The organism is Kitasatospora sp. NBC_01300 (genome assembly GCF_041435235.1).
In the GTDB taxonomy this organism is placed as follows: domain Bacteria; phylum Actinomycetota; class Actinomycetes; order Streptomycetales; family Streptomycetaceae; genus Kitasatospora.
This window is the reverse complement of the sequence record NZ_CP108409.1, coordinates 1264819-1291794: the sequence shown is the minus strand read 5'-3', so window position 1 is coordinate 1291794 and position 26976 is coordinate 1264819. Positions and strand designations below refer to the sequence as shown.

General features: G+C 73.0%; 25 protein-coding genes. 18 read left to right on the top strand and 7 right to left on the bottom strand.

Annotated features, from left to right (window positions below; all coding sequences use genetic code 11):
• The first annotated feature begins 66 nt into the window (after positions 1-66).
• The 8 genes from OG556_RS39065 to OG556_RS39030 all read left to right on the top strand — a co-directional run bounded on the left by OG556_RS39065 (position 67) and on the right by OG556_RS39030 (position 9769).
• Positions 67-1053, top strand: a complete 987-nt coding sequence (locus OG556_RS39065; RefSeq protein WP_371523140.1) for a sensor domain-containing protein — start codon at positions 67-69, stop codon at positions 1051-1053.
• Entirely contained in the window at positions 1050-3008 is a 1959-nt protein-coding gene (locus OG556_RS39060; protein WP_331745138.1) for a DNA/RNA non-specific endonuclease, read from the top strand. The genes OG556_RS39065 and OG556_RS39060 overlap by 4 nt, the downstream gene beginning before the upstream one ends.
• Before the next feature lie 53 nt (positions 3009-3061).
• Positions 3062-4195 carry a hypothetical protein gene (locus OG556_RS39055; RefSeq protein ID WP_331745137.1) on the top strand — a complete coding sequence of 378 codons (1134 nt, stop codon included), beginning with the start codon at positions 3062-3064 and terminating at the stop codon, positions 4193-4195.
• Positions 4196-4425: 230 nt separating this feature from the next.
• On the top strand, positions 4426-4689 hold the full coding sequence (locus OG556_RS39050) for a hypothetical protein (RefSeq protein ID WP_331745136.1): 264 nt from the start codon (positions 4426-4428) through the stop codon (positions 4687-4689).
• Between the two features lie 94 nt (positions 4690-4783).
• The gene (gene gndA, locus OG556_RS39045; protein WP_331745135.1) at positions 4784-6229 is read left to right on the top strand and encodes an NADP-dependent phosphogluconate dehydrogenase; all 1446 of its coding nucleotides are present in this window, start codon (positions 4784-4786) and stop codon (positions 6227-6229) included.
• 126 nt (positions 6230-6355) lie between these two features.
• Entirely contained in the window at positions 6356-8119 is a 1764-nt protein-coding gene (locus OG556_RS39040) for an amidohydrolase (protein WP_331745134.1), read from the top strand.
• Between the two features lie 114 nt (positions 8120-8233).
• A complete protein-coding gene (locus OG556_RS39035; protein WP_331745132.1) occupies positions 8234-8974 on the top strand; it encodes an SDR family oxidoreductase in 741 nt (246 codons plus the stop codon).
• A gap of 231 nt (positions 8975-9205) precedes the next feature.
• Positions 9206-9769: a hypothetical protein gene (locus tag OG556_RS39030; protein ID WP_331745131.1), complete on the top strand. Its 564-nt coding sequence runs from the start codon at positions 9206-9208 to the stop codon at positions 9767-9769.
• A gap of 117 nt (positions 9770-9886) precedes the next feature.
• Here the strand turns inward: OG556_RS39030 and OG556_RS39025 are convergent, their stop codons facing one another.
• A complete protein-coding gene (locus OG556_RS39025; protein ID WP_371523139.1) occupies positions 9887-10129 on the bottom strand; it encodes a hypothetical protein in 243 nt (80 codons plus the stop codon).
• Between the two features lie 337 nt (positions 10130-10466).
• Here OG556_RS39025 and OG556_RS39020 point away from each other — a divergent pair, with 337 nt between their 5' ends.
• Positions 10467-11138, top strand: coding sequence for a hypothetical protein (locus OG556_RS39020; RefSeq protein WP_331745130.1), 672 nt, complete (start codon positions 10467-10469; stop codon positions 11136-11138).
• A 120-nt stretch (positions 11139-11258) separates the two neighbouring features.
• On the opposite strand, the gene OG556_RS39015 is transcribed toward OG556_RS39020, so the two are convergent.
• A complete protein-coding gene (locus tag OG556_RS39015; protein WP_331745494.1) occupies positions 11259-14054 on the bottom strand; it encodes an AAA family ATPase in 2796 nt (931 codons plus the stop codon).
• 197 nt (positions 14055-14251) lie between these two features.
• Between OG556_RS39015 and OG556_RS39010 the strand changes: the two genes are divergently transcribed.
• The gene (locus OG556_RS39010) at positions 14252-14812 is read left to right on the top strand and encodes a TetR family transcriptional regulator (protein ID WP_331745129.1); all 561 of its coding nucleotides are present in this window, start codon (positions 14252-14254) and stop codon (positions 14810-14812) included.
• Between the two features lie 52 nt (positions 14813-14864).
• Here OG556_RS39010 and OG556_RS39005 read toward each other — a convergent pair whose 3' ends face one another.
• On the bottom strand, positions 14865-16265 hold the full coding sequence (locus OG556_RS39005) for an FAD-dependent oxidoreductase (RefSeq protein ID WP_331745128.1): 1401 nt from the start codon (positions 16263-16265) through the stop codon (positions 14865-14867).
• A gap of 609 nt (positions 16266-16874) precedes the next feature.
• On the opposite strand from OG556_RS39005, the gene OG556_RS39000 reads away from it, so the two are divergent.
• Genes OG556_RS39000 through OG556_RS38990 form a run of 3 tightly spaced genes read left to right on the top strand, consistent with a single transcriptional unit; the run spans position 16875 to position 19877 of the window.
• Positions 16875-17558, top strand: coding sequence for a trans-aconitate 2-methyltransferase (locus OG556_RS39000; RefSeq protein WP_371523138.1), 684 nt, complete (start codon positions 16875-16877; stop codon positions 17556-17558).
• Complete coding sequence (locus OG556_RS38995) at positions 17555-18574, top strand: terpene synthase family protein (protein WP_331745126.1); 1020 nt, start codon at positions 17555-17557, stop codon at positions 18572-18574. Before OG556_RS39000 ends, OG556_RS38995 begins: the two co-directional genes overlap by 4 nt.
• Positions 18558-19877: a cytochrome P450 gene (locus OG556_RS38990; RefSeq protein ID WP_331745124.1), complete on the top strand. Its 1320-nt coding sequence runs from the start codon at positions 18558-18560 to the stop codon at positions 19875-19877. The genes OG556_RS38995 and OG556_RS38990 overlap by 17 nt, the downstream gene beginning before the upstream one ends.
• 79 nt (positions 19878-19956) lie before the next feature.
• On the opposite strand, the gene OG556_RS38985 is transcribed toward OG556_RS38990, so the two are convergent.
• Positions 19957-20607: a dihydrofolate reductase family protein gene (locus tag OG556_RS38985; RefSeq protein ID WP_331745123.1), complete on the bottom strand. Its 651-nt coding sequence runs from the start codon at positions 20605-20607 to the stop codon at positions 19957-19959.
• Positions 20608-20740: 133 nt separating this feature from the next.
• Positions 20741-21622, bottom strand: a complete 882-nt coding sequence (locus OG556_RS38980) for an EamA family transporter (RefSeq protein WP_331745492.1) — start codon at positions 21620-21622, stop codon at positions 20741-20743.
• Positions 21623-21691: 69 nt separating this feature from the next.
• Between OG556_RS38980 and OG556_RS38975 the strand changes: the two genes are divergently transcribed.
• Positions 21692-22603: a LysR family transcriptional regulator gene (locus OG556_RS38975; protein WP_331745121.1), complete on the top strand. Its 912-nt coding sequence runs from the start codon at positions 21692-21694 to the stop codon at positions 22601-22603.
• Here OG556_RS38975 and OG556_RS38970 read toward each other — a convergent pair whose 3' ends face one another.
• Positions 22604-23074, bottom strand: a complete 471-nt coding sequence (locus OG556_RS38970; RefSeq protein WP_331745120.1) for an NUDIX domain-containing protein — start codon at positions 23072-23074, stop codon at positions 22604-22606.
• On the bottom strand, positions 23071-23820 hold the full coding sequence (locus OG556_RS38965; protein WP_331745118.1) for a helix-turn-helix transcriptional regulator: 750 nt from the start codon (positions 23818-23820) through the stop codon (positions 23071-23073). Before OG556_RS38965 ends, OG556_RS38970 begins: the two co-directional genes overlap by 4 nt.
• 390 nt (positions 23821-24210) lie before the next feature.
• Here OG556_RS38965 and queC point away from each other — a divergent pair, with 390 nt between their 5' ends.
• The 4 genes from queC (at position 24211) to OG556_RS38945 (ending at position 26972) form a co-directional block, all read left to right on the top strand.
• Complete coding sequence (gene queC / locus OG556_RS38960) at positions 24211-24921, top strand: 7-cyano-7-deazaguanine synthase QueC (protein WP_331745117.1); 711 nt, start codon at positions 24211-24213, stop codon at positions 24919-24921.
• Complete coding sequence (locus OG556_RS38955) at positions 24918-25319, top strand: 6-carboxytetrahydropterin synthase (protein ID WP_331745115.1); 402 nt, start codon at positions 24918-24920, stop codon at positions 25317-25319. The genes queC and OG556_RS38955 overlap by 4 nt, the downstream gene beginning before the upstream one ends.
• Positions 25316-26029, top strand: coding sequence for a 7-carboxy-7-deazaguanine synthase QueE (locus OG556_RS38950; RefSeq protein ID WP_331745113.1), 714 nt, complete (start codon positions 25316-25318; stop codon positions 26027-26029). Before OG556_RS38955 ends, OG556_RS38950 begins: the two co-directional genes overlap by 4 nt.
• Before the next feature lie 244 nt (positions 26030-26273).
• A complete protein-coding gene (locus OG556_RS38945) occupies positions 26274-26972 on the top strand; it encodes a reverse transcriptase domain-containing protein (RefSeq protein ID WP_371523137.1) in 699 nt (232 codons plus the stop codon).
• The last annotated feature ends 4 nt before the right edge of the window (positions 26973-26976 follow it).

Genomic DNA, 26976 nt, shown 5'->3' with positions numbered 1-26976 from the left:
TTTCGGCGAAATGCTCAGACGGTCCTCAAATCCGACCGGAAGGTCTTGCCCCACTGCGCTGGATGAGTGACGGTATGTACCGGCTTCGTTTACAGAACGCAACCTGAGTCGCCCGGATGGCGGCGTGTCGTGGGGGAGATCAGCGTGGCCGAAGACGCCGACTACATCATTTCGCCACCGACGGGCCCGGGCGGTGATGGCCCGGCAGGCGCTGGGGCGGCCCATTCTGCTGGGCCGCCGCCGGCATCCGGCGCGACGCCGTCGCCGTCGCCGTCGCCGTCGCCGTCGCCGCAGTCACAGCCGCAGCCTCAGTCGCCGCCGGTTCCGCAGCACGCGCCGACGGTAGGCCCGGGCAGGCCCCGGCTCGCCCGGGTACCGCGCCACTGGCAGCTGATCGTGGCCGCGGTCGTGCCCTGCCTCGTCCTGGCCGGCGTCGGGTGGTGGTTCTGGCCGCAGCAGCCGACGAGCCTGCCGCCGCACGTGGCCGCGGGTACGGTCCAAGCGGACCTCGTGAGCCCTGACATCGTCAGTCGGCTGGCCGGGACGACGCTGGTCGCCGGCCCGCAGTCGAACCGGCCGCACGCCCCGCTCGCCGTGTCGCCGTCGGAGTGCGCCGTCGCGGCGGGGCCGACGACCCAGTCGGTCTACGGGCAGGCGTGGACCGCGTTCCTGTCGGCGACCTACCAGGACGCGGGGACCACGGGCGCCTACACCGTGAACCAGGTCATCGGCGTGTTCCCGGACGGCGAGAAGACCGGCGCGGCCTTCCAGGCGCTCACCGACGGTCTCGCCAAGTGCCCGTCCTCGACGGTCACCGACCAGGCCGGTCGTACCGCGAAGTGGGCCTACACGGCCCACCCTCCGACCGAGGTCGCCGTGGCGTGGACGGCGGCGCAGGACGGCGCACAGGACGGCGGCGCGCAGTGGGCCTGCCACCACCAGGCGCGGGTGAAGGGCACGAGTCTGGTCCAGGTCGCCGTCTGCCAGGCGGGCGACGGCCAGTCGACCACCGCGAAGCTCGCCGACGAGCTCACCGGGAAGGTGAGCGGATGACCGCGTCCCCGTACGGCCCGGCCGCTCGCCGCCGGCGAACCGTACGGACGACTGCGCGGACGGCCGTACGAACGGCTGCGCGGACGGCCATCCGGACGGCCGTACGGCGCGTCGTCCTCCTGGTGCTGGCGGCCGTGCTGGTGCCGTTCGTCGGCGCGGGGGCGCCCGCGTTCGCGGCCACCGGCGCTGCGGCCGTCCTGGCCCAGTCGGGCGGCGTCGCTGTCCTGGTCCCGTCCGGGGACGTCAGGGCCGCCTCGGCGCAGCTGGTCCGGGAGATCGAGGACTTCAACCGGCAGGAAGCGGAGATCGCGCAGCAGGCGAAGGCCGTGGTCGCCGAGGCGGAGCAGATCACCAAGGATGCCGCCGCCCTGCGCAACGACACCGCGGCGTTCGAGGCCAAGGCCACTGCCGCGAAGCAGAAGGCCGGCAGCTTCGGGACGCGCGCGGCGGCCCTGGCCTCCAGGATCGACGCCCACAACAACAAGCCGCACACCTTCCAACTGCCCGCGCAGGCCGCCGCGTCCAGCGCGTACGACGCCGAGGCGAGCGAGTTGAGGAGCGAACAGGCGCAGCTCCAGGCCGAGAAGGGCAGTCTGGAGAGCGAGCAGTCCCAGCTCGGGCAGGAGGAGTCCAAGCTCGGTTCCAGGCAGTCCCAGCTCAGCGCCGCCGCCAAGGCCCAGGAGGCGAAGGCCAAGGAGCTCCAGGCCAAGGAGCAGCAGCTCCAGCCCCGGGCGCAGCAGTTGCTCCAGCAGATGGCCCAGGCCACCCAGAGCCTCGCCGACAATCCACCGGACCCGGCGGCGGCGATGGACCAGGGCGGTGACGCGGCCGCCCCTCCGCAGCACCGCGCTCAAGCCCCGTCCCCAAGGCAGAACCAGAGCCAGAACCAGGGTCAGAGCCAGTCCCAGAGCCGGAGGCGGGGGGTCGACACCGTCGACACCTCCGACGCCGCCGGCACCGCCGACAGCCCGTACCAGCAGCCCCGGACCTCCGCCCTGAGGGCCTACGCGAAACAGGCCGGCACCACCGTCGACATGCGCCCGGGCACGGCGTACCTGCTGCCCGAGGCCGTCGGGCAGCTTCCCGCCGCACAGGCGGCGCAGCTCGGCAGCCCGTCCATCGCCTACGACGGGCTGGTCCGCAAGCCCGACGGGAACTACACGGCCCTCCAGGTGCAGACGCCGGGGGCCGCCGCGGCCCCCGCCCTGGAGGTCTTCAAGACCGCCATGAACCGCCGTGGCAAGCTCGTCGCGTACAAGGCCGGAGTGAAGCTCGTCATCGACGAGATCAAGACCGTCCAGCCGGCGCCGGAGCCCCCGGAGACCGGCCCCGGGAGCCCGTCGCCCTCCCCTTCCGGCAAGGCCGCCTGCCTGACCCAACCCCGGGGCAGGCCGAGCGGCAGCGGATGGATCCTCAACACCGAGCAGTCCGTGCCCAGCCGCAACCGGAGTGCGGGCCCGAGCCCCTCCGGCACCCGGGCCCCCGCGCCGGCCACCAGGGCCGGCAAGGCGGAGGCCTGCCTGACGAACCCCCTGGTCAAGGGGGACGAGGCCGACGGCAACATCACGGGCTGGGAGGACGCGAACGCGCAGTCCCCCGGCGGTGGCCTCGCCCGCTGCCACCTGATCGCCAACGTCCTCGGGGGGAGGGGCAGTCACAAGGAGGACTGGATCAACCTCGTCCCGTGCTACCAGCTCGGGCTGAACATCAAGGGGATCAGCATGAGGATGTTCGAGGCCAGGGTCCAGAAGGAGGTGAACGCGCTGTCCGCGGACGGGAACGCCGCCGTGTACTACGTGGTGACGCCCCTCTACCGGGACGACAGCAGCACCATCCCGTGGGGCGCGAGCATGAGCGCCACGGTCCAGCTGCCCGACGGCACGTCGCTGCCCGTCTTCAACGAGCAGACCCTTCTGAACATCCCCGAGAACGGCGGGCCCAGTCTGGGGAACTGAGACCGGGTAACTGGGGGCCGAGGAACCGGAACCGGTACGGCTGGGAGGCCGACATGACCCGCACCACCCCGCCGAGGCCGGACGACATCGTGGCGGCCTTCCCACAACTGGCCCCGCTGGCCCGGACGGCGACCCGGCTGCACCCGCGGCCCGGATCGCCGTCCCCGCGGGAGAGCTCGGTCGGAGGTCCACTGCTGTGGCCCGCCGCCGAGCCGTGGCCGCACTGCGAGGGCACGCACCGGGTGCCGGCCGTGCTGCCGGCGACCTCCCCGGCGGATGTCCGGCTGTTGCGCGGGATCCGGGCGGCCGCCCGGGCCCGGCCACCGGGCGCCCGCTCCTACACCCCGCAGGAGCACGCCGTGCTGGCTCGGGCCGGCGCCGGCCGCCCGTGCCCGCAGGGGCCGGTCGCGATGCTGGCCGTGGCCCAGCTGTACGTCCGCGAGGTGCCCGACCTGCGTCCGCCCGAAAGCGCGGACCTGCTCCAGGTGCTGTGGTGCCCCTTCGACCACCCCTTCGACCGCCCGTTCGACGACCCCTTCGACCGCCTCTGGGGGAACATGCCGAGGACCGAGCTGTTCTGGCGGTCCGCCACCGCGGTCGGCGAGGTCCTCACCGCGCCTCCGCAACCGCCCGCGATCCAGTACGAGGACTACCTGCCGCAGCCGTGCCTGGTCTCCCCCGAGCAGGTCACCGAGTACCCGCTGGCGGCGGAGCTCGACCCGGACCTGCGCGCGCAGGTCCGGGCGTGGAGCGCGCGGCGGAAGACCGGCGCGGAGCCGGGCAGCGCCTACGACGGGGCGGAGGACGGGTACTACAACTGGGAGCTGTCCGTCGCCCCCGGTTGGAAGGCCGGCGGCTGGGCGCCCTGGAGCTTCACCGATCCCGCTCCGCAGTACTGCCGCGCCTGCGGCTGCCGGATGGCCCCGATGCTGACCATCGCCACGAAGGAGCACCGCGCGGACGTCCACAGCTGGATCCCGTACGAGGACCGGGACGCCGCGAACCGGGACGCCACGACCTGGGCCGCCGCGAACCGGGACGCCACGACCTGGGCCGCCGCGAACCGGGACGCCGCCCACCCCGACCCGGCGACGCCGACCATGATCACCATCGGCGACGGGTACAACCAGCAGATCTACGCGTGCCCGGCCGCCCCGGACCACCCGCACGCCGCACTGCTGCAGTAGCCGACCGGAGCCGCCGCGCTGCGCCCGGGCCGACGCCCCGCGACCCGAACGGAGCATGCCGCGCCCGGAAACTCGGCCGCCCCGCCGCGGGCGACGGGCGGCGGGAAGCGGCCGCGCCGGTGCGTGGACGTCGAGCGGCTGGTGGGGCGGTCGCGGACGCGGATCGGCAGAATCGAGGTGTGGGGGCGGCCCCGGCTGCGCCGCAGGCGGTTACGTGAGAGGACCATGCCATGCCCGACTTCCACCCGAAGCACGATCATCTGATCGTCAAGCCGATCAGGGTCTCGACCCCGCAGGACCCGGAGACGTGGACGGGCGAGGTGGTGGCGGTGGGGCCCGGCCGACAGCTGGGGAGCGGCAAGCCGCACCCGGTGGACGTCAAAGTCGGCGAGAAGATCCTCTTCAACAGGCTCTCCGGTTCGGAGATCCGAGTGGAGGGCGAGGAGTACGTCGAGCTTCCCGAGGACGAGATCCTCGCGCTCTCCGCCGAGTAGTCCCGACAACCCCGACAGCCCCGAACCGCTGTACCACCGTGCCCCCGAAACCCCGAGACCCCGAGACCCCGAGACCCCCTTGGAGATTCCCGCCATGACCGAGCAGGCACCGGCCCGGATCGGCGTCACCGGATTGGCCGTGATGGGCCGCAACCTGGCCAGGAACTTCGCCCGCCACGGCTATCGGGTGGCCGTGCACAACCGCACGCTGGCGCGGACCACGGCGCTGCTGGAGGAGTTCGGGCACGAGGGCGAGTTCGTGGCCGCCGAGACCACGGAGAAGTTCGTCGCGGCCCTGGAACGCCCCCGCCTGATCGTGATCATGGTCAAGGCCGGGGCGCCGACCGACGCGGTCATCGACGAGCTGGTGCCGCTGCTCGACGAGGGCGACGTGGTGGTGGACGGCGGGAACGCGCACTTCCTCGACACCAGGAGGCGGGAGGCGGCCCTGCGCGGACGCGGCCTGCACTTCGTGGGCAGCGGCATCTCCGGCGGCGAGCAGGGCGCCCTGGAGGGGCCGAGCATCATGCCCGGCGGCACCCCGGAGGCCTACCGGGTCCTGGGACCGCTGCTGGAGGACATCGCGGCCAAGGTCGACGGCAAGCCCTGCTGCGCCCACGTCGGACCGGACGGCGCCGGCCACTTCGTCAAGATGGTCCACAACGGCATCGAGTACGCCGACATGCAGCTCATCGCCGAGGCGTACGACCTGCTGCGGCACGGCGCCGGACTGCAACCCGACGCGATCGCCGAGGTCTTCCGGGCGTGGAACGGCGGCCGCCTGGAGTCCTACCTGATCGAGATCACCGCCGAGATCCTCGCCCACACCGATGCGGCGACCGGGAAGCCCTTCGTCGACATCGTGCTGGACCAGGCCGAGCAGAAGGGCACCGGCCGCTGGACGGTCCAGAGCGCGCTGGAGCTCGGCGTGCCCGTCAGCGGGATCGCCGAGGCGGTCTTCGCCCGGGCGCTGTCCGGCAGCGTGCCGCTCCGGCAGGCCGGCCGGGGACTGCCCGGCCCCACCGAGACCTGGCTCGACAGCGCGGCGTCGGACCGGTTCGCGGACGACGTCGAGCAGGCGCTCTACGCCTCCAAGATGGTGGCCTACGCCCAGGGCTTCAACCAGATCCAGGCCGGCAGTGCGGAGTACTCCTGGCAGATCGACCCCGGTGAGATGGCCGCGATCTGGCGCGGCGGCTGCATCATCAGGGCCCGGTTCCTGGACCGGATCAGGGCCGCGTACGAGGCCGACCGGGAGCGTCCCACGCTGCTGACCGACGCGCACTTCCGGGAGGCGCTCGGCTCCGCGCAGTCGGCCTGGCGACGGGTCGTCTCGGCGGCGGTCGAACTCGGGGTGCCCGCCCCCGGCTTCGCGACCGCGCTCGCCTACTACGACGGCCTGCGGGCGGGGCGCCTCCCGGCCGCACTGGTGCAGGGCCAGCGGGACTTCTTCGGCGCGCACACCTACCACCGCGTCGACCGGGACGGGACCTTCCACACCCGCTGGGAGGTCGAGGGCCGCCCGGAGGAGCAGCGCTGAGACACCCGCAACCACCGTGCGGGAGCGGCATCCGGACAGACCGGCGCCACAGAAGGCACAGAAGGTGATTCCGCAGTCACCACGGGTAGGAGCGAGGCGCAGACCACCTACCGTCAGGAGACCTCCATGGCCCAGCAGGCCGACCTCATCCTCCACGGCGGCGAGATCGTCACCGTCGCCGAGAACAGCGGAAGTGACGCCCGGCCCCCAGAGGCCGAGGCCCAGGCCCAGGCCGTAACCGTGGCCGAGGCCGTGGCCGTCAAGGACGGCACGATCGTCTTCGTCGGCCCCCGGCAGGAGGCGCTGGACCAGTGGCGCGGCCCGCACACCGTCGTACGGGACCTCAAGGGCCGCGCCCTGCTGCCCGGCTTCGTCGACGCGCACGGGCACCTCGGCGGCATCGGCCTCCAGGCCACCATCGCCAACCTGCTGGCCGCGCCGGACGGCGACGTCACCGGGCTCGACTCGCTGAAGGACAAGCTGCGCGCCTGGGCCGGGAGCACGGTGGGCGCCGACTCCGAGTGGATCGTCGGGTTCGGGTACGACGACGCGATGCTCGCCGAGGGCCGCCACCCCACCCGCGACGACCTCGACGAGGTGTCCACGGACCGCCCGGTGCTCGCCATCCACCAGTCCTTCCACCTCGGCGCGGTGAACAGCCTCGGCCTGGAACGGCTCGGCTACTCGGCCGCCACGCCCGACCCCGAGGGCGGGGTGATCCGGCGGCGCGAACTCGCCGTCCCGCCCGCGTACGGCGAGCCCGACGGGGTCCTGGAGGAGAAGGCGTTCACCCCGGCCTCGGACCTGGCGCTCAAGGGGCTGCCGGAGCGGGAGCTGCTGATGCTGTTCATCACCGGCGCGGCCACGGCGGCGAGCTTCGGCTTCACCACCGTGCAGGAGGGCGGCACCACCCTCGACAACCTCAAGGCGCTGCGGGACACGGCCGCCGCCGTGCCGTTCGCGGTCGACGTGGTCGCGTACGTGAAGGCCGGCGAGGCGATCTCCTCCGCGCTGGACGACCCGATCGGGGTGAGCGACGAGTACGTGGACGGCGTCCGCGTGGCCGGGGTGAAGCTGGTGCTGGACGGCTCGCCGCAGGGCCGCACGGCGTGGCTCACCGAGCCGTACCTGACGCCGCCGGCCGGGAAGCCCGAGGACTACTGCGGGTACCCGGCGGAGCCGGACGGCGCGGTGGTGGACAAGCAGGTCAGCACGGCGGTCGAGCGGGGCTGGCAGGTCCTGGCGCACGTCAACGGCGACGCGGCGATCGACCAGTTCCTCCGGGCGGTCGAGGCGGCCGGGCCGGGCCGGCGCCCGACCGTGGCCATCCACGCGCAGACCGCCCGCGAGGACCAGGTCGAGGCGTTCGCCCGGCTGGGGATCGTGCCGTCCTTCTTCTCCATGCACACCTACTACTGGGGCGACTGGTACCGGGAGACCGTCCTCGGCGAGGAGCGGGCGGCCACCATCTCCCCCGCCCGCTGGGCGCTCGACCGCGGCCTGCGCTACACCTCGCACCACGACGCGCCGGTGGCGCTGCCCGACTCGATCGCCGTGCTGTCCAGCCAGGTGACCCGGCGCACCCGAACCGACGGGGTCGTCCTCGGGCCGGAGCAGCGGGTGTCGGCCCTGGAGGCGGTCCGCGCGATCACCCTCGACGCCGCCCACCAGTACGGCGAACAGGACCGCAAGGGCAGCATCGAGGTCGGCAAGCTCGCGGACCTGGTGATCCTCAGTGCCAATCCGCTGACGGTCGACCCGGAGGCGATCCGCGACATCGAGGTCGTCGAGACGATCAAGGCGGGAACGACCATCCACCCGCCGGCACCCGCCGCCCGGGCCGCCGCGACCCCGGCCACCGCGCCCACCCCGCAGTGGGGCTGCTGCTGAGCGTCCGGGGCCGGGCCGGGGAGCCCCCGACACACGTATTCCGACACGAGACGAGGGCGTAGAGCAATGGTGTCAACCACGCAGCAGGGGCGCTTCGTAGGCAAGGCGGCCGTCGTGACCGGTGGGAGCCGCGGGATCGGCGCGGCCGTCGCCCGGCGGTTGGCTGGCGAGGGCGCGGCCGTGGCGATCGGCTACCGGGGCAACCAGGAGGCCGCGGACGCGCTGGTGGCCGAGCTCGCCGCCGCGGGCGGCCGGGCGATCGCCGTCCGGGCCGACATCGCGGAGCCGGAGCAGATCGCGGCGCTGATCGAGCGGACGGTGGCCGAGTTCGGGCAGTTGGACGTGGTCGTCTCCTGCGCGGGCATCGAGTACTTCGGCGCGCTGGAGACGATCACGCCGGCCGACTTCGACCGGGTCTTCGCGGTGAACACGCGCGGGCAGCTGTTCACCGTGCAGCACGCCGCGCCGCACCTGCGCGAGGGCGGCCGGATCGTGCTGACCTCCTCGGTGAGCGCCCGCAAAGCCGTCTTCCACCACACCTTGTACGCGGCCAGCAAGGCCGCCGTGGAGTCGATGGTCCTGAACCTCTCCGCCGAGCTGGGCACGCGGGGTATCACCATCAACGCCATCGCCCCGGGCGGGACCGACACGGACATGGCCGCCGAGGTCGCGCCGCACTACGTGCACCCCGACCTGGCCGGCACGCAGGACCTGGCGCGGCTGCTCGGCACGCTGACCGCACTGCGGCGGCTGGCCCGGCCCGAGGAGGTGGCGGCGGGCTACGCCTTCCTCGCCTCCGACGACGCCGCCTACATGACCGGCCGCACCCTCCGACTGGACGGCGGGACGTTCTGAGCGCCTCGCGCGGACCTTCTCCGGGGAACCGGACGTCAGGAAACCGGGGCCGGTGACGCTGGCGGGCCGGCGGGGGCGGCGCAGGCGGGAAGCTGCCGGTGGATCTGCCGATCGGCGACGCGGCGCGGACCTAACGTTCGGTGCGGCGCCGGACGCAGCGGGGCGGGCGCCGCAGGAAACCCCCGCTGGCTCGTCAACTCCGCTGTCCCCGGAAGGACTTCAAGCCCACCCATGTCCAGACTCCGCTCCCGGGTCGCCGCCCTGGCCGCCCTCGCCACGATCGGGTTCGGCGCCCTCACCACGGGTACCGCCGACGCCGCCCAGGCCGCCGCCCCCGCCGCGGCTCCGGCCGCCGTGACCGCCGCGCCGTCCGAGCCCACCCACATCCCGATGAACAGCCTGCTGAACCGCGACCAGGCCTGGTACTCGCCGAACGGCCACATCATGCTGGCCATGCAGGGCGACGGCAACGTCGTCCTGTACCGCGACACCACCCCGATCTGGGTCGCCAAGGGCGCCATCCCCAACGGCAACGTCCTGGTCATCCAGGGCGACGGCAACCTCGTCGTGTACTCCGCCGCCAACACCCCGCTGTGGGCCAGCAACACCGGCGGCAACCCCGGCGCCGAACTGGCCGTCTACAACGAGGGCGCGATCGCCGTCCAGCTGAACGGCAAGATCCTGTGGACCAGCGCCCCGTCGACGCCGACCCTGCCCAAGTGCCCGCCGTGGGGCCCGCCCTACCCGGGCCAGGTCACCTGGCCGTGGTGCCCGACCTGGCCCTTCCCGAGCTGACCCCACCCCGGACACTCACGCGACCGGCCCGTGCCCCCGCCGCCCGAACGGCGGCAGGGGGCGCGGGCCGGCGCCGTGACGGCTGACCGGCGTACAGGCTCCCTCGTCGCCGTCGAGTCACCGTCGAGTCGCCGTCGAGTCGCCGTACAGCTTGTACACCGAGCGGGTGACACTGTCGGGCACCATGCGGTCCTCCTGACCGGAGATGAGCAGCAGGAGAGCCCCGCCACGCGTTCCCGGTGTCCACCCTCCGGCGCGGGTGAGCCGCGCCGTCCCCACGCCTCCCAGGTCGGACAGCAGGTGACGCGAGGAGTGCGCGGCCCGCCCGGTGAGCGCCGGGGCGTCGGGGTGTCGGGGCATCGGGGCGTCGGGGCGTCGGCGGGTACCCGGCGCAGGTGTGTGCGGGAGCGGAAGGGACCGGGGTCGTCCATCGGTGCCCACGGCGGAAACAGTCGAAGTGACTCGACGTCGCCGAACGATGTCCCCGACCACGTCGCCCCGGCCGGGTCGCCGACCGCGCGATGCCCTGTCGACGCCGCCCCGCCGCGTCGATGCTCCCTGACCGGCCGTCAGGGAGGGTCGGGAATGGTACTGCACGGCCCCGGGGGAATGCCGCACACTGCCCGCACCCTCCTCCACGGAAGCTCCGGCGTGGGTACCATGCGCAACGTCATCCATTACTAGGGAGTGAACGGTTGTGACCAGCCAACCAGCCAGCACGCTCCGTACGCGGCTCGTCGATCAGGCCGCATCGGATCTGGAAGAGAACCGTCGGCGTCAGCAGGAACTGGCCGAGGAGGCCAGGATGCTGAAGCAGGAGGAAGCCCTCCTGGTCGACATCCTCCAGCTCGCCGAACGGTACGAGGGCCTGTCGGAGCCCGCGTCCCTGCCCGAGCAGGCGCAGGACGAGCCCGTGCTCACCGGGGCGAAGCGACGCCGGGCGTCCGCTTCGGCCCCCGCCCGCACACCCGCGCCGCGCTCGCCGCGTTCGGCACGGACGGGGAAGTCGGCGAAGACCGGGAAGCCCGGGAAGACGGGGAAGCCCGGGACCACGGCGCGGACGGTGCGGGCGGGGAAGCCGGCACGGGCCGCCGAAGCCGCAACCTCGCGTCAACCCCTGCTCGGAGAGCTCCTGTTGTCCCTGCTCAGCGGCCACGACGAACCGCGCCTGGCGAAGGAGCTGCGGGAGGAACTGCTGGCGAAGCACCCGGACCGCGCCCCCACCCCGCAGGTCGTGCGCAACACCCTGGAGTCGCTCGTGGCCAAGGGGAACATCGAGCGCCACAAGCAGCAGCGGTCCGTGCTGTACACCCTCGCCGAGTCCGGCCGGCACGCGCTCGCGGCGCAGGACGACGCTCAACGGCCCTGACCTCACCTGCCGTTGATCACGGAAGGCCCTGATCCCGGGCCTCTCCTCGTTCGGCGCCCAGGAACGCCTACAGGTGTCCAACGGCCTCGCGCATGACAGTCACGTGTCTCACCGACGCGGTCACGTGACTGTCATACGTGTGAGAGAGTCGGCCGGACGGCGCTCCAGCCGCGCCTCCGGAGCATGCTCCTCCAGCCTGTTCAGGGCGTCCCGGAGGGCGACCCGCGTCGTGATGCCCAGCTTGGGGAAGATGCGGTACAGGTGGGCGCTGACGGTACGCGGGGACAGCCGCATCTGCTCGCCGATCTCCTTGTTCGTCAGGCCCCCCGCGGCCAGCCCGGCGATCCGGCGCTCCTGCCACGTCAGCGGGACCACGGTGTGCGTCGACGCGCGGGACGAGACGCCGGCCGCCCTCAGCTCGGCCCGGGCCCGCTCGGCCCACGCGACCGCGCCGAGCCAGTCGAACGCGTCGGCCGCCCGGGCGAGGAACGGCCGGGCCGCCGCACCGCCCTGGGCGCGTCGCACTCGGATGCCGCGCGCCAGCCGGATCCGCGCCAGCTCGAACGGGAACCGCTCCGCGGCCGGCTGGGATTCCGCGCACGCGTACGCCTCGGCGGCCTCCCGCTCGTCGGTGGCCGTCATCGCCAGGACCCCGTGGGTGATCAGGGCCAGCCGCGGGGAGAGGTCGGGAAGGCCCGCCTCCCGCGCGGCGAGCGCGTGCGCCCGGGCCTGCTCCGCGCGCCCGGTGTGCAGGGCCGCCTCGACGAGGTCGAGCAGGGTCCGCGAGGCCTGGTAGGCGTAGGGCCGGAACGTTCCCGGGGAGGTGATGCCGATGGCGTGGAGGTACGCGGTCTCGTAGTCGCCGTCGCTGAGCGCGGCCGTCGCCCCCGCCGAGTCGGCGAGCTGGGTCAGGAACCCGATGCCGCGCGGGCGGGCCCAGGCCTCGACCACCGCCTGGAGCTCGCGCGCGGTGTCCGTCCGTCCGCGCATCGCCGCGAGCTGGGCGAGGTAGGCCTGCGTCTGGTGGGCGAAGAGGTCGTGCCCGTGTTCGGCCGCCTGGCGCATCGCGCGCTGTCCGGTGCGCTCGGCGGCCTCCCACTCCCCGACCGCCATCTGGTCGAGCATGATCAGGTGCAGCATCACCATGCCGGTGGACACGGCACCGGTCTCCAGCTCACGGGTCACGACGCGCTGGAGGTAGGGGCGCAGCGGGCTCAGGAGGTCGAGGTGGTACGCCGACACGGCCAGGCGTGCGACGTCCCAGGGCTCCTGGTCCCGCAGGTCCGCCGCCGCCCGCTCCACCGGCCGGGACCAGCCGGCGCCGTGCCGGACGACGTCGCTCCAGGTGCTGCTGTAGATGCGCGCCCGCTCGCTGACGGTGTCGCCGAGTGAGGCGAGCAGCGCGTGGGTGCGTTCCCACAGGGCGCGGTCCGCGGCGTACTGGCTGACGGCGAGCAGGAGGGCCACCAGCCGGTCGAGCACCTCACCGGGCCGGTCGGCCCCGCCGTCGCGCAGCTTCTCGACCGCCGCGGCGATCTGACGGTGCGTGGAGCGCACGTCGCCGTCGTGGTACAGCCCCTGGTATCCGGCGGCCAGGACGGAGGCCGGGGATTCGTGGGAGCCCGGCGTGGAGTCGGCCAGCACGAGCCGGCACGCGTGGCCGAGGCGGGCCGCGTGCCCGGCGATGAACGCCGCGTCGCCGAGCCGCCTGGACCGGTCGGTGTGGTGCTCGCTCAGCTCGGCGGCGCGGGTCAGCCAGGCCACCGCCGTGAGGGCGCCGCCGCGCCGGGTCGCCGACTCGGCCGCGGCCTCCAGGACGCGGGCCACCTCCTCGTCCGGGTCGATGGTGGCCACCGCCAGGTGCGTGGCGCGGCGTTCGAGGTTCCCCAGGTGGATGTGCGCCAGTGCCCGGTGGGCGGCGCGCCGCTGGTCGGGCGTGGCGAGCTGCACGACGCTGGAGCGGACGAGCGGGTGCCGGAAGGCGAAGTCGCCGGTGGTCGGCTCGACCACCAGCAGGCCGCAGGCCACCGCCTCGTCGACGTCGCGCATCCGGTACCGCGCGGTCGGGGCCGTGCCGTCGCCGGGCCCGGCCGCCGCACCGTCGAGGGCGCCCTTCAGCAGCTCCGCCCGGACGGTGTCGCCCAGGTCGGCGATGCGGGCCCCGTAGACGTACTGGAGCCGCCGGGACAGCGACGCGCCGCGCGGGGCGTACAGGTCGTCCGGCGTCCGCCCGCCGGTGTGGGCCGCGGCGTGGGCGGGCAGCTCCAGCAGGGCCAGCGGGTTGCCCTGGGCCTGCTCCAGCACGAGCCGGCGCAGCTGCCGGCCCAGCGCCGGGTGGTGCCGGTCCAGCAGGCGGGCGGCGTCCCCGTCCGCGAGGGCCTCGACCGGGGCCTCCGGCAGCGCGGCGGTGTCGAAGCAGGAGGCGATGTCGGCGCGGATCGCCAGCAGGAACTTCACCGGGCTGCCGGCCAGTCGGCGGCCCACGAATCCGCAGACCGCCGCGCTGGAGTCGTCCAGCCACTGGCCGTCGTCGAGGACCAGGAGCAGCGGCTGCCTCGCGGCGGCCGACGACAGCAGGCCGAGCACCGCGATGCCGAGGGCCATGACGGACGGCGGCGTGCCCTTGACCTGGCCGAACGCGGCGTCGAGCACCGCGCGGGCGCCGCCGTCCAGTCGGGCCGCGTCGGCGAGCAGCGGGCACAGGAGCTGGTGCAGCCCGGCGTAGGGCAGCTGCGACTCCGCCTCGACTCCGGTGGCCCGGACCACGAGGTGGCCCTCCCGGGCCGCCAGCTCCGCCGCGTAGTCGAGCAGTGCGCTCTTGCCGACCCCGGTCTCTCCTCTGAGGACCAGGGGCTGCCCCTCCGCTGCCCGTACGAACGCGGACAGCTGCGCCCGCTCGCCGTCCCGGCCGACCATCGCCATGGAGGACTCCACGACCCGCTCCTTCCCCACCGACCCACAGGTTCGCGACCGCCGCAGCCCTGCGGGTCACGGGGAGCGGGACCCGGGTGACGCACCGGAGCCGTTTTCAACTACCTGGTTAGTTGATTACAACCCGTCAGTAAGGATCGTGTCAAGTAAACGGTTAGTTAGCAGTGCGCTAGGCTCGGGGAATGCAGCGCGACGCGGAAGCCACCAAGCAACGACTCATCGCGGCGGGGCGGGCCGAGTTCGCCGCCTACGGGCTGAACGGCTCCCGCGTCGACCGGATCGCCGACGCCGCGCAGTGCAACAAGGCGCAGATCTACCACTACTTCAAGAGCAAGGTGGGGCTGTTCGAGGCGGTCTGGAGCGGCGTCGTCGAGCAGATCGTCGGGAACGTGCCGCTCGACGTGGACGACCTCCCCGGGTTCGCGGCCCATCTGAGCGACGTCTACGCCGAGTACCCGGAGCTTCCCCGGCTGATCACCTGGCAGCGCCTGGAGCGCGGCGACGAACCGCCCAACGAGTTCGCGGTCGCCGAGGTCCGGAACAGGAGTGCCGCGATCGCCGACGCCCAGGCCAGGGGCACGGTGTCGGCCCGGTTCGAGGCCCGGGTCCTGTTCGCCCTGATGGTCCACCTCGCCACGCTGTGGCCGGCGAGCAACCCCGAGATCCTGGTGGTGGCGGACGTCGGCGACCGCGAGCAGCGCCGCGAGACCGTCCGCCGGGTGGTCGCCGTACTGACGGACTGACCCGGAGGGCTCGGCTCGACCTGCCGCCCGTCGAGGGAGAAGCGTCACCGCCTCAGGTCGCCACGGGCAGGTCCAGGACCCGGCGCGCGGCGCGTTCCCCGGTGGCGAGCGCGGAGTTGGTGGTGCTGTAGGCGAAGTGGTCCCCGGCCAGCTGGACGGGGGAGGTCGGATCCAGGCTCGCGGTGAAGGCGGCGAGGTCCCGGTACCCGCCGGCCGGGCGGGCGAGGACCGCGTTCTCCCAGCGCTGGACGACGGCCATCTCCCGGTGGTCGTCGATGTGGGCGGCCAGACCCGGCATCACCTCGCCCACGGCCGCGCGGGCGTCGGCGATCACCGTGTCGTCGTCGAGGGCCATCCGGGCGGCGTTCCAGTGGTGCCGGAAGATCAGGGTGACCAGGCCCCGGCCGGCGGGGGCCCGGCCGGGGCCGAGGTTGTGCTCGTACAGCGCGACGCACAGGTCCGGGTGCTCCCGGCGCGGCACGGCGACGCCCAGCGCCGTCTCGGCGGGAGGCCGGCGCAGCCCGAAGGTGACGTGGACGTCGCTGGTGTACCGGACCCCGTCGAGGTACCGGCGCTGGTCGTCGTCGAGGGTGGTGACGATCCGGGCCGCGGCCGGGGCGGGTACGGCCACGACGCAGGCGCGGGCCCGCTCCGTCCGCAACTCGCCGTCCCGCTCCCACACCACCGCCACCCCGTCCTCGTTCCCATCCCCGTCCCCGTCCCGGCGGACCTCGGTCACGTGGGCGCCCAGTTCGACGCGGGTGCCCGGGGCGCGCATCACGGGGGTGTCGAAGAGGCGTTCGGGAAGGCGTCCGACGCCGCCGTCGAAGGTGAAGCTCGCGGCCCCGAACGTGCCCCACATGATGCAGAAGGCGCCGACGGCGGCGACCTCCTCGGCGGGTACGAGGAACTGGGTGCTGCACAGGGGCTCGACCAGGTAATCCAGGAGCTCCCGGTCGAGCCTGCGCAGGGCGTGGTCCCGGGCGCTCTCCCCGTCGATCCCGGCGGCGCCGGACATGTCCTCCCAGCGCAGCCGGCGGCGGGCGGCCGCCAGGTCGCGCAGCAGGTTCAGCGCCTTGAACTTGGCGCGCCACCCGAGCAGTCCGGTCCGCAGGAGTCCCGAGGCCTCGACGAGGGAGAGCCGGTGCACCCGGCCCTCGCGCAGCACGGCCAGCTCGTCCGAACACGGGAGCATGTGCGCGGCGAGCCCCGCGTCCTCCAACAGCCGGATCATGGGCGCGTAATTCCGGGAAAGCCAGCTCGCGCCGCGGTCGACGCGATATCGGACGTCTCCGACCGGCACTTCGCGGGTGGACATCCGGCCTCCGACGTGGTCCTCCTTTTCGAACAGAGTGACGTCGCGACCGGCCTGGCGCAGCCGAAAAGCGGCGGCCGCTCCCGCGATTCCGGATCCGACCACGATCACGCGGTCCTCACGGTCCTTTTCGGCCATGCAACGCCTCCTCGGACATCCCGGTTCCCCGGGTTTCTTTTTCGCGTGGGCAGAAACACTCTGGGACGGCGCGGAGTTGTCCGTCAACCCCGCCGGATCTCCCGCGACAAGGGCCACCATGGCGCTCCCGTCAGCGGCTTGACGCCCCGTTGACACCCGTGGACAGCGGTGTTGAGATCGATGCGGATCGAGGGCGGCGGCGGAGCGCCGCCGTCACCGTGTCCACGGCCTCCCGCCCGAGAAACCGCGAGAAACCGCGGGAGACCGCGAGAGACCGCAGGAAACCGTGAGAAGCCACCAGGAGCCGCGAGAAGCGAAGCACGAAATCCGGTGCGCCGCACCGAACGGACTGGCGTGTCGCCAGGGGGCGGTACAACGGCGCTGATCCAATCGGCGAGGAAAAGGAGGTACCGCATGCGGAAGGAACCGCCGATAGAACGCGAACTCCCGGCGTACGGGGACGAAGTCCTCGCCTTCGCCCACCCCGCGCAAATGGAACGCCTGAACGCCCTGGCCGATTTGTGCGATCCCGCGACGACCGGTGATCTGGCGCGTTGGGAATTACCGGCCCGGGCCCGTTGTCTGGAAATCGGGGCAGGGGCCGGGACCTTGGCCCGGTGGCTCGCCCGCCGTCACCCCGAGGGCGAGGTGACGGCCACCGACACGGACCTCCGCTTCCTCGCGGGCCTGCGCCACCCGGCCCTGCGGGTGCTGCGGCACGACGTGCGCACCGAAGGGTTCCCGCCCGGCACCTTCGACCTCATCGTCGCCCGCAGTGTCCTGTGCCACCTGCCCGATCGCGCCGCGCTGCCGGGGCGCATGGCGTCCTGGCTGAAGCCGGGCGGCCGCCTGTACATCGAGGACCCCTCGTTCTTCCCCTCCGCCTCCTCCCCCGATCCGGTCGTACGGCGTCTCGGGGCCGCCGTCACCACCACCCTGGCCAGCACGCTCGGCAGCGACGTGGCGGCCTGGGCCCGGTCGTTCCCCGCCCCGCTGCGGGGCCTGGGACTCGGCGAGGTGGGGATGCGGGTCCACTGCCCGACGCTGACGGCGGCCAACGCGGCGGGGCGGGCCTGGGCGCTCTCGATCGCCGACCTCCTGCCCGCGATGGCACGCTCCGGCGCCCTCGGGGAGGCGGAAGGGGCCGAGGCGCTGGCCCACCTGCGCCGCCCCGGGTTCGTCGACACGGCGCACGCGATGATCGCCATGTGGGGCGTGCGCCCGGCCCGGCATCAACCGGAGCAACAGACGGAGCGACGGGCGGCACAACGGTTGGAAACGGGAGCCGCATGACGATCGACGTGCTCAAGGGCTCCGCGATCCGGGACGTCCCGGCCCGCCACGGCGACCACGCCGAGACCGCCGACGCGCAGACCCTGCGGTGGGTGGAGGCCGCCGGTCTCTGCGAGACGCCGGCGGAGCTGCGCAACCTCGCGCGGATCCGCCCCGGGCTGTTGGCGGCGTGGTGCCATCCGCGGGCCGACCGGTCGGACAGCGCCCTGGTGGCGATGTGGATGGCCTGGCTGTTCCTCCTCGACGACCGGATCGACGAGGGCGACCTGGGGCGTGACGCCGATCGCCTGGAGGCACACCTGCACGAGCCGCTCGGCGTCGTCTCGTACGGGTCGGCGCCCGCCTCACCGATGGGGCGGGCCCTCGCGGAGATCGTCGAGCGGGCCTCGGACGCCATGCCCGACGCCTGGGTCCTGAGGTTCCGTCGCCACGTGGCCGACTACCTGTCCGGCTGCGTCTGGCAGGCCGCCCACCGCCAGGCCGGCCACGTCCCGCACCCGGAGGGGTTTCCCGCCTGGCGCCGGGCCTTCGGCGCGATCATGCCCTCGTTCGACCTCGTCGAGCGGACGGACGGCTGCTTCCTGCCCCCGTCCCTGTACTACTCCCGCCCCTTCCAGGAACTCCTCGTCGCGGCGGCGGACCTGGTGTGCTGGACCAACGACCTGATGACGGTGGACAAGGAGGCCGCCCAGGGCGACCCCCACAACCTGGTGCTCGTCACCGCCCACCACGGCGGCATGGACCGGCACGCCGCCGCCCTCCTCGTGACGGACGCCTTCGAGGACCGCCTGCGCGCCCACGCGCGGGCCCGCCGCGAACTCACCGGCCTCGCCCGCGCGCTCGCCACGCCACCCGCCCTCCGGCGGCAGGCCGACCACTGCGCCGAGGCGCTCCTCGACTGGGCCCGGGGCCACCTGGAATGGGGCCTGGGCACGCCCCGGTACCGCACCGGAACGACGACAACCGCGCCTGCGCCTGCACCCACGGGAGAGGACCGCCATGCCGACACCCCCTGACCCCACCGGCCGCCGCCCGCCCCGGGTGCCGGGCGCCGTCCCGCTCCTCGGGCACGCGCTCCGGCTGGCCAGAGCGCCGCTGGCCTTCCTCGACGCCCAACGCCGGTACGGGGACGTGGTCGAGTTCCGCATCGGCCCCCGGCCCGCCTACCTCCTCAACCACCCCGACCTCGTCATGGCCCTGCTGACCGGGCCCGGGGGACGCTTCGACCGCGGCGAGATCTTCACCAAGTCCCGCCCCCTGTTCGGCACCGGCATCGCCGTGGCCGACGGCACCCACCACCGGGACCGCCGCCGCGTCGTCCAACCCCTGCTGAGCGCCGCCCGCCTGCCCGGATACCTCGGCACCATGGCCGAACTCGCCACCGCCCGGGCCGACTCGTGGCACCACGGCCAACGGATCGACCTCAACGCCGAGATGGCCGAACTGACCCTGAACGTGGTGGCCGCGACCCTCTTCGGCCGTCCACTCCCCGCCGGCGCCGCCTCCGTCGTCCACCATGCCCTGCCGGTCGTCGTGGCCGGACTGGGCCGCAGGGCCTACGGGCCCGCCGCCGCGTTCCTCGACCGGCTGCCCGGCGCCGAGCGGCGCAGCTACCGCACCGCCCTGAACGACCTCCACGGCGTCGTCGACGCCCTCATCGACGCGGACCCGCACAACGCCGGCCTGACGCACCTGTCGGCCGGCGCCGACCGGCGGCAGGTCCACGACGACGTGACCTCCCTGCTGGTCGGCGGCTCCCACACCAGCGGCGCGGCCGCCGCCTGGCTGTTCATCCTCCTCGCCCGCCACCCCGAGCTCCGCCGCCGGGTCCGCGAGGAGGTCCGCCGGGTCGTCGGCGACCGCCCCGTCGAACCGGCGGACCTCCCCGCGCTCGTCCTCACCCACCGCGTCGTCCAGGAGACCCTCCGGCTCTACCCGCCGATCTGGCTGTTCCCCCGCCGTACGCGCAGTGCGGTGGAACTGGGCGGCCACCGACTCCCGGCCGGGGCCCAGATCTTCTACAGCCCCTACGCCCTGCACCGGGACCCGCGCTGGTACCGCAACCCGGGCGCGTTCGACCCCGACCGCTGGGACCCGCAACGGCACCCCGCTCCCCCGCGCGGCGCCTACCTGCCCTTCGCCGCCGGTGTGCACGGCTGCCCCGGCGGCGACTTCGCCCTGGCCGAGCTCACCCTCCTGACGGCGGCGGTCACGGCCGCCTGGCAGGTGGACCCGGTCCCGGGCAGCCGCCCCCGCCCGATGGCGGCGGCCACCCTCGGCCCCGCGCCCCTCACCGCGACCGTGACCGCTCACTCCTGAGCCCGCCCCTGAGCCCGTCCCTGAGCCCGCCGTGGGAGGCCGACGCCCGGGCGTCGGCCTCCCAGGGCGGGCCCTCACGTCACCTCCGCCAGAACAGGTGGTGCGTCACCCCGCTCGGGCTGGGCACCACCTCCAGGTGGAACCGATCCAGCAGCTCGTCGGGGGACTCCCAGAGCCGTAGCCCGGGGCCGAGCTCCACCGGCGACACCGCCACGTGCAGGGTGTCGACGAGGTCGGCGGCGAGGAACTGCCGGATGGTACCGACCCCGCCACCGAGCCGGACGTCCTTGCCCTCAGCGGCCTCCCGCGCCCGGGCCAGGACCGTGGCCGGGTCGCCGTCGACGAAGTGGAACGTGGTGTCGGAGAGCGTGAACGACGGCCGCTCGTGGTGGGTCATGACGAACACCGGAGTGTGGAACGGGGGTTCGTCACCCCACCAGCCGCGCCACTCGTCGTCCTGCCAGGGCCCGCGCTGGGGCCCGAACTTGTTGCGGCCCATGATCTCGGCACCGATGTTGCGCGCGAAGTCCCGCGTGAAGCAGTCGTCGAGGCCCCGGCTCCCCCCGGGAGCCGTCCGCATGGGCCAGCTCGCCGTGGCCCCGGCCCAGGCGAACAGCCTCTCGGGGTGGTCAAGGCCGAACGGCCGCTCGAAGCTCTGCTGATCGCCGGCACCGGCACCGACGCCGTCACTGGAGACGTTGAAGTTCATGACTCTGAGCAGTTGGTCCACGTGTTCCCTCGTCAGGTCTCGTCGTCGCGTCACCGTGCGGCAGGGCGCCGCACACCATGACGTCGCAGCGGACCCGGCCGAATCGACATCGGCCCGAATCTTCTTCTCGATCTTTTTCTCGGGGCCCTGCCGATCACTCGGGGACGGTAGGGGCGGCGGTGACGGCGACCGCGTTCGCTCCGACGATCACCAGCATGGCGAGCCAGGACGCCGCACCGAGGTGCTGGCCGAGCACGACGAGGCCGATCAGCGCGGCGAAGACCGGGTTGACGCTCATGAACACGCCGAAGAACTGCGTGGGCACCCGCCGCAGCGCCAGCAGGTCGGCCAGGAAGGGCAGGGCCGAGGACAGCACGCCGGCGGCCAGCGCGCAGGCCAGGGCGGCGGCGGTCGGGGGACGGAGGCACAGCGCCACGATGCCGACGGGAAGGTAGAGCGCCCCCGAGAGCGCGGCGGCGGCGGCCGAGCCCTCCAGCCCGGGCAGGCGGCGGCCGACGACACGATTGAGCAGGATGTAGCCGGCCCAGCACACCGCCGCGAGCAGGGCCAGGGCGATGCCCGGGTAGTCGGTGGAGGGCGAGGGCCGGGCCACGACGACCACCGCGGCCGCGGCGGCCACCGCACACAGGGCGTCGAGGCGCCGGCGCGAGCCGGCCAGGGCCACCGCGAGCGGACCGAGGAACTCCAGGGTGACGGCCAGCCCGAGCCCGATGCGGTCGATGGCCGTGTAGAGGGACAGGTTCATCACGGCGAACACCACCGCGAGCCCGAGGACCGGACGCCACTGCGCCGCCGTGAACGACCGCGGCCGCGGCCTGCCGACCGCCCACAGCATCCCGGCGGCCACCCACTGGCGGACGGCCACCACGCCCGCGGGACCGATCACCGGGAAGGCGAGCGCCGCCATCGAGGCTCCGGTCTGGTTGGACAGGCCGGAGCCCAGCATCAGCGCCACCCCGGCCAGGCGCCCGTCGCCCTGGGCGGTGACGCCGTCGTGAGAACTCTTCAGCTCCATGTCCTCCACGGTGGAGCCGGCGCAGCCATACGCAAAATGCATTCACCGACCCATTGATACGCTGGGCGTATGGATGAGCGACGGCACAGTCCCGCCGATCTGGAACTGAAGCACCTGCGCTGCCTGGTCGCCATCATCGACACCGGCAGCTTCACCGACGCCGGCCCCGAGCTGGGCCTCTCCCAGGCCGCCGTCTCCCGCAACCTGCACGCCCTGGAACAGTTCCTCGGGGTACGGCTGCTGCACCGCACCAGCCGCACCATCGCCCCCACACCGGCCGGCGTACGGGTCCTCGCCCGCGCCCGCGCCCTGCTCGCCGGCGCCGACGACCTGGTCGCGGAAGCGACCGCCGGCCACGCCCTACTCCACCTCGGCCACGCCTGGTCCGCCTTCGGCCGCCACACCACCGACTTCCAGCGCCGCTGGCACGAGCGCCACCCCGAGGTCGAGCTCCGCCTCGTCCGCCACAACTCCCCCACCGGCGGACTGGCCGAAGGCATGTGCGACCTCGCCGTCGTCCGCGCCCCGCTCGACCTGAAGCCATGGTCACACGCCCTCATCGGCCACGAACACCGCATCGTCGCACTCGCCTCCGACGACCCGTGGGCCCGCCGGCGCAGCATCCGCCTCGACGAGATCCCCGCCCGCACCCTCGCCATCGACCGCCGAACCGGCACCACCGCCCTGAACCTGTGGCCCGAGGACCAGCGGCCCGCCGTCATCTACACCCACGACATCGACGACTGGCTCGCCGCCATCGCCACCAGCCGCTGCATCGGCGTCACGCCCCAGGCCACCGCCGCCCAGTACCGCCGCGACGGCATCGTCTACCGCCCCCTGCGCAACGCCGCCCCCGTCCCCGTCCACCTCATCTGGCGCCGCCAGGACCCCCACCCCGCGACCCACGCCGCCGTCGCCCTCGCCCTCGACCTCTACCGCGAGAAGCAGGACTCCCCGCCGCCCCCACGGAGCCGCCGCTAATCAGCCGAGGTAGGGGGACGCCTCGTTCCGGAAGCCGTGGGCGAGCCGCAGCCTGGTCGTCGGGGCCATGTCCAGCGCTTCCAGATCCTCACGCGGCACCCACCGGACCTCGAACGACTCGGAGCTGGCGCTCAGTTCGCCACCGACCGGCCGCGCCCGGAAGCACAGGGAGAACTCCTGCCGGACCTCCCCGTCGGAGAACTCGATGACGTGGCCGGGGTCACTGTACGTACCGACGAGACCGGTGACCTCAACCTCGATACCCGTCTCCTCCCACACCTCCCGGACAACGGCCCCCGGAAGGTCCTCACCGATCTCAAGAACTCCGCCCGGCATCCCCCACCGGCCGTTGTCGGAACGCCTCTCCAGCAGGAGTTCGCCCCGGTCGCTCACCACGAACGCGGTGACAGCGGGAACGATCCGCTGGGCCTTCGGGGCGTTGGGGTCGTCGAAGTAGTCGGTACGGCTCACGATGCCTGCCTTGGTAGGGGAACAGCACTCGCCCAGACCTTTTCGAAGCTGTGCTGGTAGGTCAAGGCCAGCTGGGCGCCGGCAACACGCCTCAGATGGAGCACCGGAGCGAGAGGGGCGCTCACCCCGTAGATCTGGGTGTTGACGAGCACCTCGTCGTCGAACCTGTACAGGGAGTTGTGCAGCGTGGACCGGTGGGCCCGGAACTCGATGCCGGGCGTCCCGTAGAGCGGCCGGTAGAGCTTCATCACCTCGCGCACCTTGTAGGCGACGCCCGCGCCGATCTCTTCCTCCTCTCCCCGCCGGGCGACCTCCGGGCTGTCCGGGTCACCCAGGAGCATACGGACGCGAACCCCCGATCGCGCCCGCTCGGCGAGGATTCGATGCCATCGCGGGTTCTCGGCGAGGTGCACGCCGGCGTGGACCAAGACCCCGATCTCGATGGTGGCGCGCTCGGCGAACTGCAGCCACAAGTCCGGTGGCACGGACGAACGGTGGGGGTAGACGTGGACGATCTCAGCGTCGGCCTCGTCCAGGCGCTGCGTCTCGGACTTCGCGTCCGGCCAGAGGTAGTCCTCATCGATCTGCAGCTTGGCCGCCGCCGCCTGCCGGTGTCGCCGGTACGGTTCGCGGTTCTTGAGGATCCAGCGCTCCACGGTCTTGGCGTCCACTCCGCAGTGCTCCGCCAATCCCTTCTCGGTGACCCCGCGGATGACGAGAGCCGACCGGAGACGTTCGTTCGCCATCGCGCTCCCGGGTGGGACGTCTTGGGACGTACTGAGGCCTCTGGACGATACAGAGGACGTCCCAAGACGTCCAGCTCAGCTCTGATCATGTCCCGTGTCCTCCAGGCATTCTGATTCCCGACCAGCTCGGCCGGTTGAATCGGCTCTCCCGCGGTGCGACTCGTGCATGTACGTCGTGTGTGCTTCGCGTCCGCAGCCACCCAGCTCCTCTGCCCCACCCATCCGACAGCAACTCCGCCCCAGCTCGTCAGGGGCGAGGTGCCCGCATCCACACCGGTCTGGGTCCGTCCATGCGTTGCCAGCCCGCTTGCCGGGCCCAACACGGACGTACGACAACCGGACTCACTCCGACCTCCCGACAGCGGAGGACTACGAGGAAGACGTATGGAGATGACTGAACACGCTCCCCCGCAGCACACGGTGGTGATCGCCTCCGGTGGACTGGACAGCACCACCGTCGCCTACTGGACCGCCGACGCCGGCAGTCGGCTCGCGCTGCTCTCCTTCGACTACGGGCAGCGCCATCGGAAGGAACTCGACTTCGCACAGCGAGCCGCCGGCCGCCTCGGTGCACGCCACGAGGTAGTCGACCTGAGCGGGCTCGGCCGCCTGCTGGCGGGCTCGGCGCTGACGGACCCGGCTGTCAAAGTGCCCGACGGCCATTACACCGCCGAGAGTATGCGCAGCACCGTGGTACCGAACCGGAACGCGATCATGCTCTCGATCGCTGTGGGTACGGCGGTCGCTGCGGGAGCCGATGCGGTGGCGTTCGGCGCCCATGCCGGCGACCACGCCGTCTACCCGGACTGCCGCACCGAGTTCTTCGACGTGTTCGCCGAGGTCGCCCGGGTCGGCAACGAGGGGTTCATCGCCGAGGGCTTCCGGCTGCTGGCGCCGTTCATCGACCAGACGAAGGCGGACATCGTGAGGGTCGCCGGTCAGGTCGGTGTGCCGTTCGCGGACACCTGGTCGTGCTACCGCGGCGGTGAGCTGCACTGCGGGACGTGCGGGACGTGCGCCGAGCGGATCGAGGCGTTCGTGCTCGCCGGGATCGAGGACCCGACCGAGTACGCCACCGCGCCAACGGGGGTGGCCCGATGAACGGCGTCGTCGTGCCCGGCCGGCACCGGATCGGGAAGACGTTCCGGTTCGAGGCGGCCCACTCCCTGCCCGACCTGCCGGAGGGGCACCAGTGCGCGCGGATGCACGGCCACTCCTACGCGGTGGAGTTCGTCCTCACCGCCGACCGGCTGGTGCCGCCCGGCTTCGTCACGGACTTCGGCGACCTCACCCCGGTGAAGAAACTCATCGACACCACCCTCGACCACCGGACGCTGAACGACGTCCTGCTGGTCGCGCCGACGTCGGAGAACCTCGCCGCCTGGCTGGCCGGCTGGTTCGTGGAGCACGTGGAGCCCTCGCTGCCGGGCCGGCTGGCGTCGGTGCGGGTGTCGGAAACGGCGAGCAGCTGGGCCGAGTTCGTGCTGGAGGAGCGGTGAGCGTTCTGGGCGGTGAGGTCGCCGGCGGCAAGAGCCTGCTGGTGGCGGAGTGCTTCGGACCGACGTTCCAGGGCGAGGGCCCCAGCATCGGGCAGCAGTCCCTGTTCGTCCGGCTGTCGCGGTGCAACCTGCACTGCCCCGGGTGCGACACCCCGGAGACGTGGGACTGGAGCCGGTTCGACCCGCGCGAGGTGTCCACGCGGCACGGCGTGGAGGACCTGGCAGCGTGGGTGATGGCCCGCTCACCGCGGCTGGTGGTGGTCACCGGCGGTGAGCCGCTCCTCCAGCAGCCCCAGCTCGTCGACCTGGTGCAGTTGCTGTCGAGGCGGCGGGTAGAGGTGGAGACGAACGGCACCGTCGTCCCGCGGCCGGAGCTGGTCGAGTCGGTCGCGGCGTTCAACGTGTCGCCGAAACTGAAGGCCTTCGCCGCGCCCCGGGACCGGCGGATCATCCCGGCGGCGCTGGAGGCGCTGGCGGCCTGCAGCAGGGCTCGGTTCAAGTTCGTCGTCCACGAGGCCGCCCAGCTCGACGAAGTCGCCTCCCTGGTCGAGACGTTCTCGCTTCCCGACGTCTGGATCATGCCGGAAGGAACGAGCAGCGAGAGGGTCCTCGGCGGAATGCGGGAGCTGGCGGACGAAGTCCTGGAGCGCGGTTGGAACCTCACCCCGCGACTGCACACGCTGCTCTGGGAGGACGAGCGTGGCCGGTGAGGACAACAAGGCGCCTGGACGGCGCGGTCGTTCCGACTCCCCGAGGCCGCGCGTGTTGGGTAGCGGCCAAGTACTTGGTGCGGAGGAGAGCGGGATCCTGCATGCCGTCCAGGCACGGCCCACTATAGCCAACTCCCGCTCCCCGCGCGCCCATTCGCTGATGCCGTTCCTCGTCGAACCCCGTCACCTCAAAGCCGCCGCACGGGCCTGTATGCGCCGGGCCGGATCACCGGGCGCCGACGGAATGAGCTGGGCACAGTTCCGGCAGGGCATGGACGGCCGGCTGGAGGCTTTGGCCGAGCACCTGCGGACGGGCTCCTGGACGTCGGGTCCGCTGCGCGAGGTGGCGATCACCACGTACACCGGCAAGACGATCCCCTCGGTGATCCCGACGGTGACCGACCGGGTCGTCCAGCGGGCGATGCGGGGGGCGGTCGAGCCGGTACTGGAGCAGCGGGCGTTCGCCGACTGGGTCTCGGGCTACCGGGCTGGACGGAACCGGATCACCGCTCTGCGCGACTCCGACCGACACCTGCGGGAGGGCTTCCGGTGGGTGGCGGACGTGGACGTGCGGCGGGTGTCGGAGGGTTCGACCGCGGCCGAGGTCACCGACTGGCTGGCCGAACACGTGGCGGACGGCTCCTTCCTACGACTGTTCGAGCGGGTGCTGGAGCCGCTGCCGTGTCCGCTCGTCCCGGGCACGGCGCTCGCGCCCCTGCTGATCAACCTGCGCCTTTCCCGCGCGGACGCACGGCTGACGGGGCTGCGAACGGTGCGGTTCGCGGACAACTACTGCGTCTTCTGCGACAGCACCGAGCAGGCCGACGAGGCCCTCGGAGCCATCACCGGGGCATTGGCACGCTGCGGGCTGCGCCCCAACCTCGCCAAGTCCAAGGTCTGGACCGGCGTGAACGCCGAAGACCTGTTCCTGATCGCCGGATGAAGAG

Bases quoted from the DNA above. Each gene is read 5' to 3' on its own strand.
- OG556_RS38995 (WP_331745126.1), top strand. From the start codon at position 17,555: ATGACGATCGACGTGCTCAAGGGCTCCGCGATCCGGGACGTCCCGGCC.
- queC (WP_331745117.1), top strand. From the start codon at position 24,211: ATGACTGAACACGCTCCCCCGCAGCACACGGTGGTGATCGCCTCCGGT.
- OG556_RS38990 (WP_331745124.1), top strand. From the start codon at position 18,558: ATGCCGACACCCCCTGACCCCACCGGCCGCCGCCCGCCCCGGGTGCCG.
- OG556_RS39050 (WP_331745136.1), top strand. From the start codon at position 4,426: ATGCCCGACTTCCACCCGAAGCACGATCATCTGATCGTCAAGCCGATC.
- OG556_RS39055 (WP_331745137.1), top strand. From the start codon at position 3,062: ATGACCCGCACCACCCCGCCGAGGCCGGACGACATCGTGGCGGCCTTC.
- OG556_RS39030 (WP_331745131.1), top strand. From the start codon at position 9,206: ATGTCCAGACTCCGCTCCCGGGTCGCCGCCCTGGCCGCCCTCGCCACG.
- OG556_RS39025 (WP_371523139.1), bottom strand. From the start codon at position 10,129: ATGCCCCGACACCCCGACGCCCCGGCGCTCACCGGGCGGGCCGCGCAC.
- OG556_RS39005 (WP_331745128.1), bottom strand. From the start codon at position 16,265: ATGGCCGAAAAGGACCGTGAGGACCGCGTGATCGTGGTCGGATCCGGA.
- OG556_RS38955 (WP_331745115.1), top strand. From the start codon at position 24,918: ATGAACGGCGTCGTCGTGCCCGGCCGGCACCGGATCGGGAAGACGTTC.
- OG556_RS38980 (WP_331745492.1), bottom strand. From the start codon at position 21,622: ATGGAGCTGAAGAGTTCTCACGACGGCGTCACCGCCCAGGGCGACGGG.
- OG556_RS39010 (WP_331745129.1), top strand. From the start codon at position 14,252: ATGCAGCGCGACGCGGAAGCCACCAAGCAACGACTCATCGCGGCGGGG.
- OG556_RS39060 (WP_331745138.1), top strand. From the start codon at position 1,050: ATGACCGCGTCCCCGTACGGCCCGGCCGCTCGCCGCCGGCGAACCGTA.
- OG556_RS38975 (WP_331745121.1), top strand. From the start codon at position 21,692: ATGGATGAGCGACGGCACAGTCCCGCCGATCTGGAACTGAAGCACCTG.
- OG556_RS39040 (WP_331745134.1), top strand. From the start codon at position 6,356: ATGGCCCAGCAGGCCGACCTCATCCTCCACGGCGGCGAGATCGTCACC.
- OG556_RS38945 (WP_371523137.1), top strand. From the start codon at position 26,274: ATGAGCTGGGCACAGTTCCGGCAGGGCATGGACGGCCGGCTGGAGGCT.
- OG556_RS38965 (WP_331745118.1), bottom strand. From the start codon at position 23,820: ATGGCGAACGAACGTCTCCGGTCGGCTCTCGTCATCCGCGGGGTCACC.
- OG556_RS39015 (WP_331745494.1), bottom strand. From the start codon at position 14,054: ATGGTCGGCCGGGACGGCGAGCGGGCGCAGCTGTCCGCGTTCGTACGG.
- gndA (WP_331745135.1), top strand. From the start codon at position 4,784: ATGACCGAGCAGGCACCGGCCCGGATCGGCGTCACCGGATTGGCCGTG.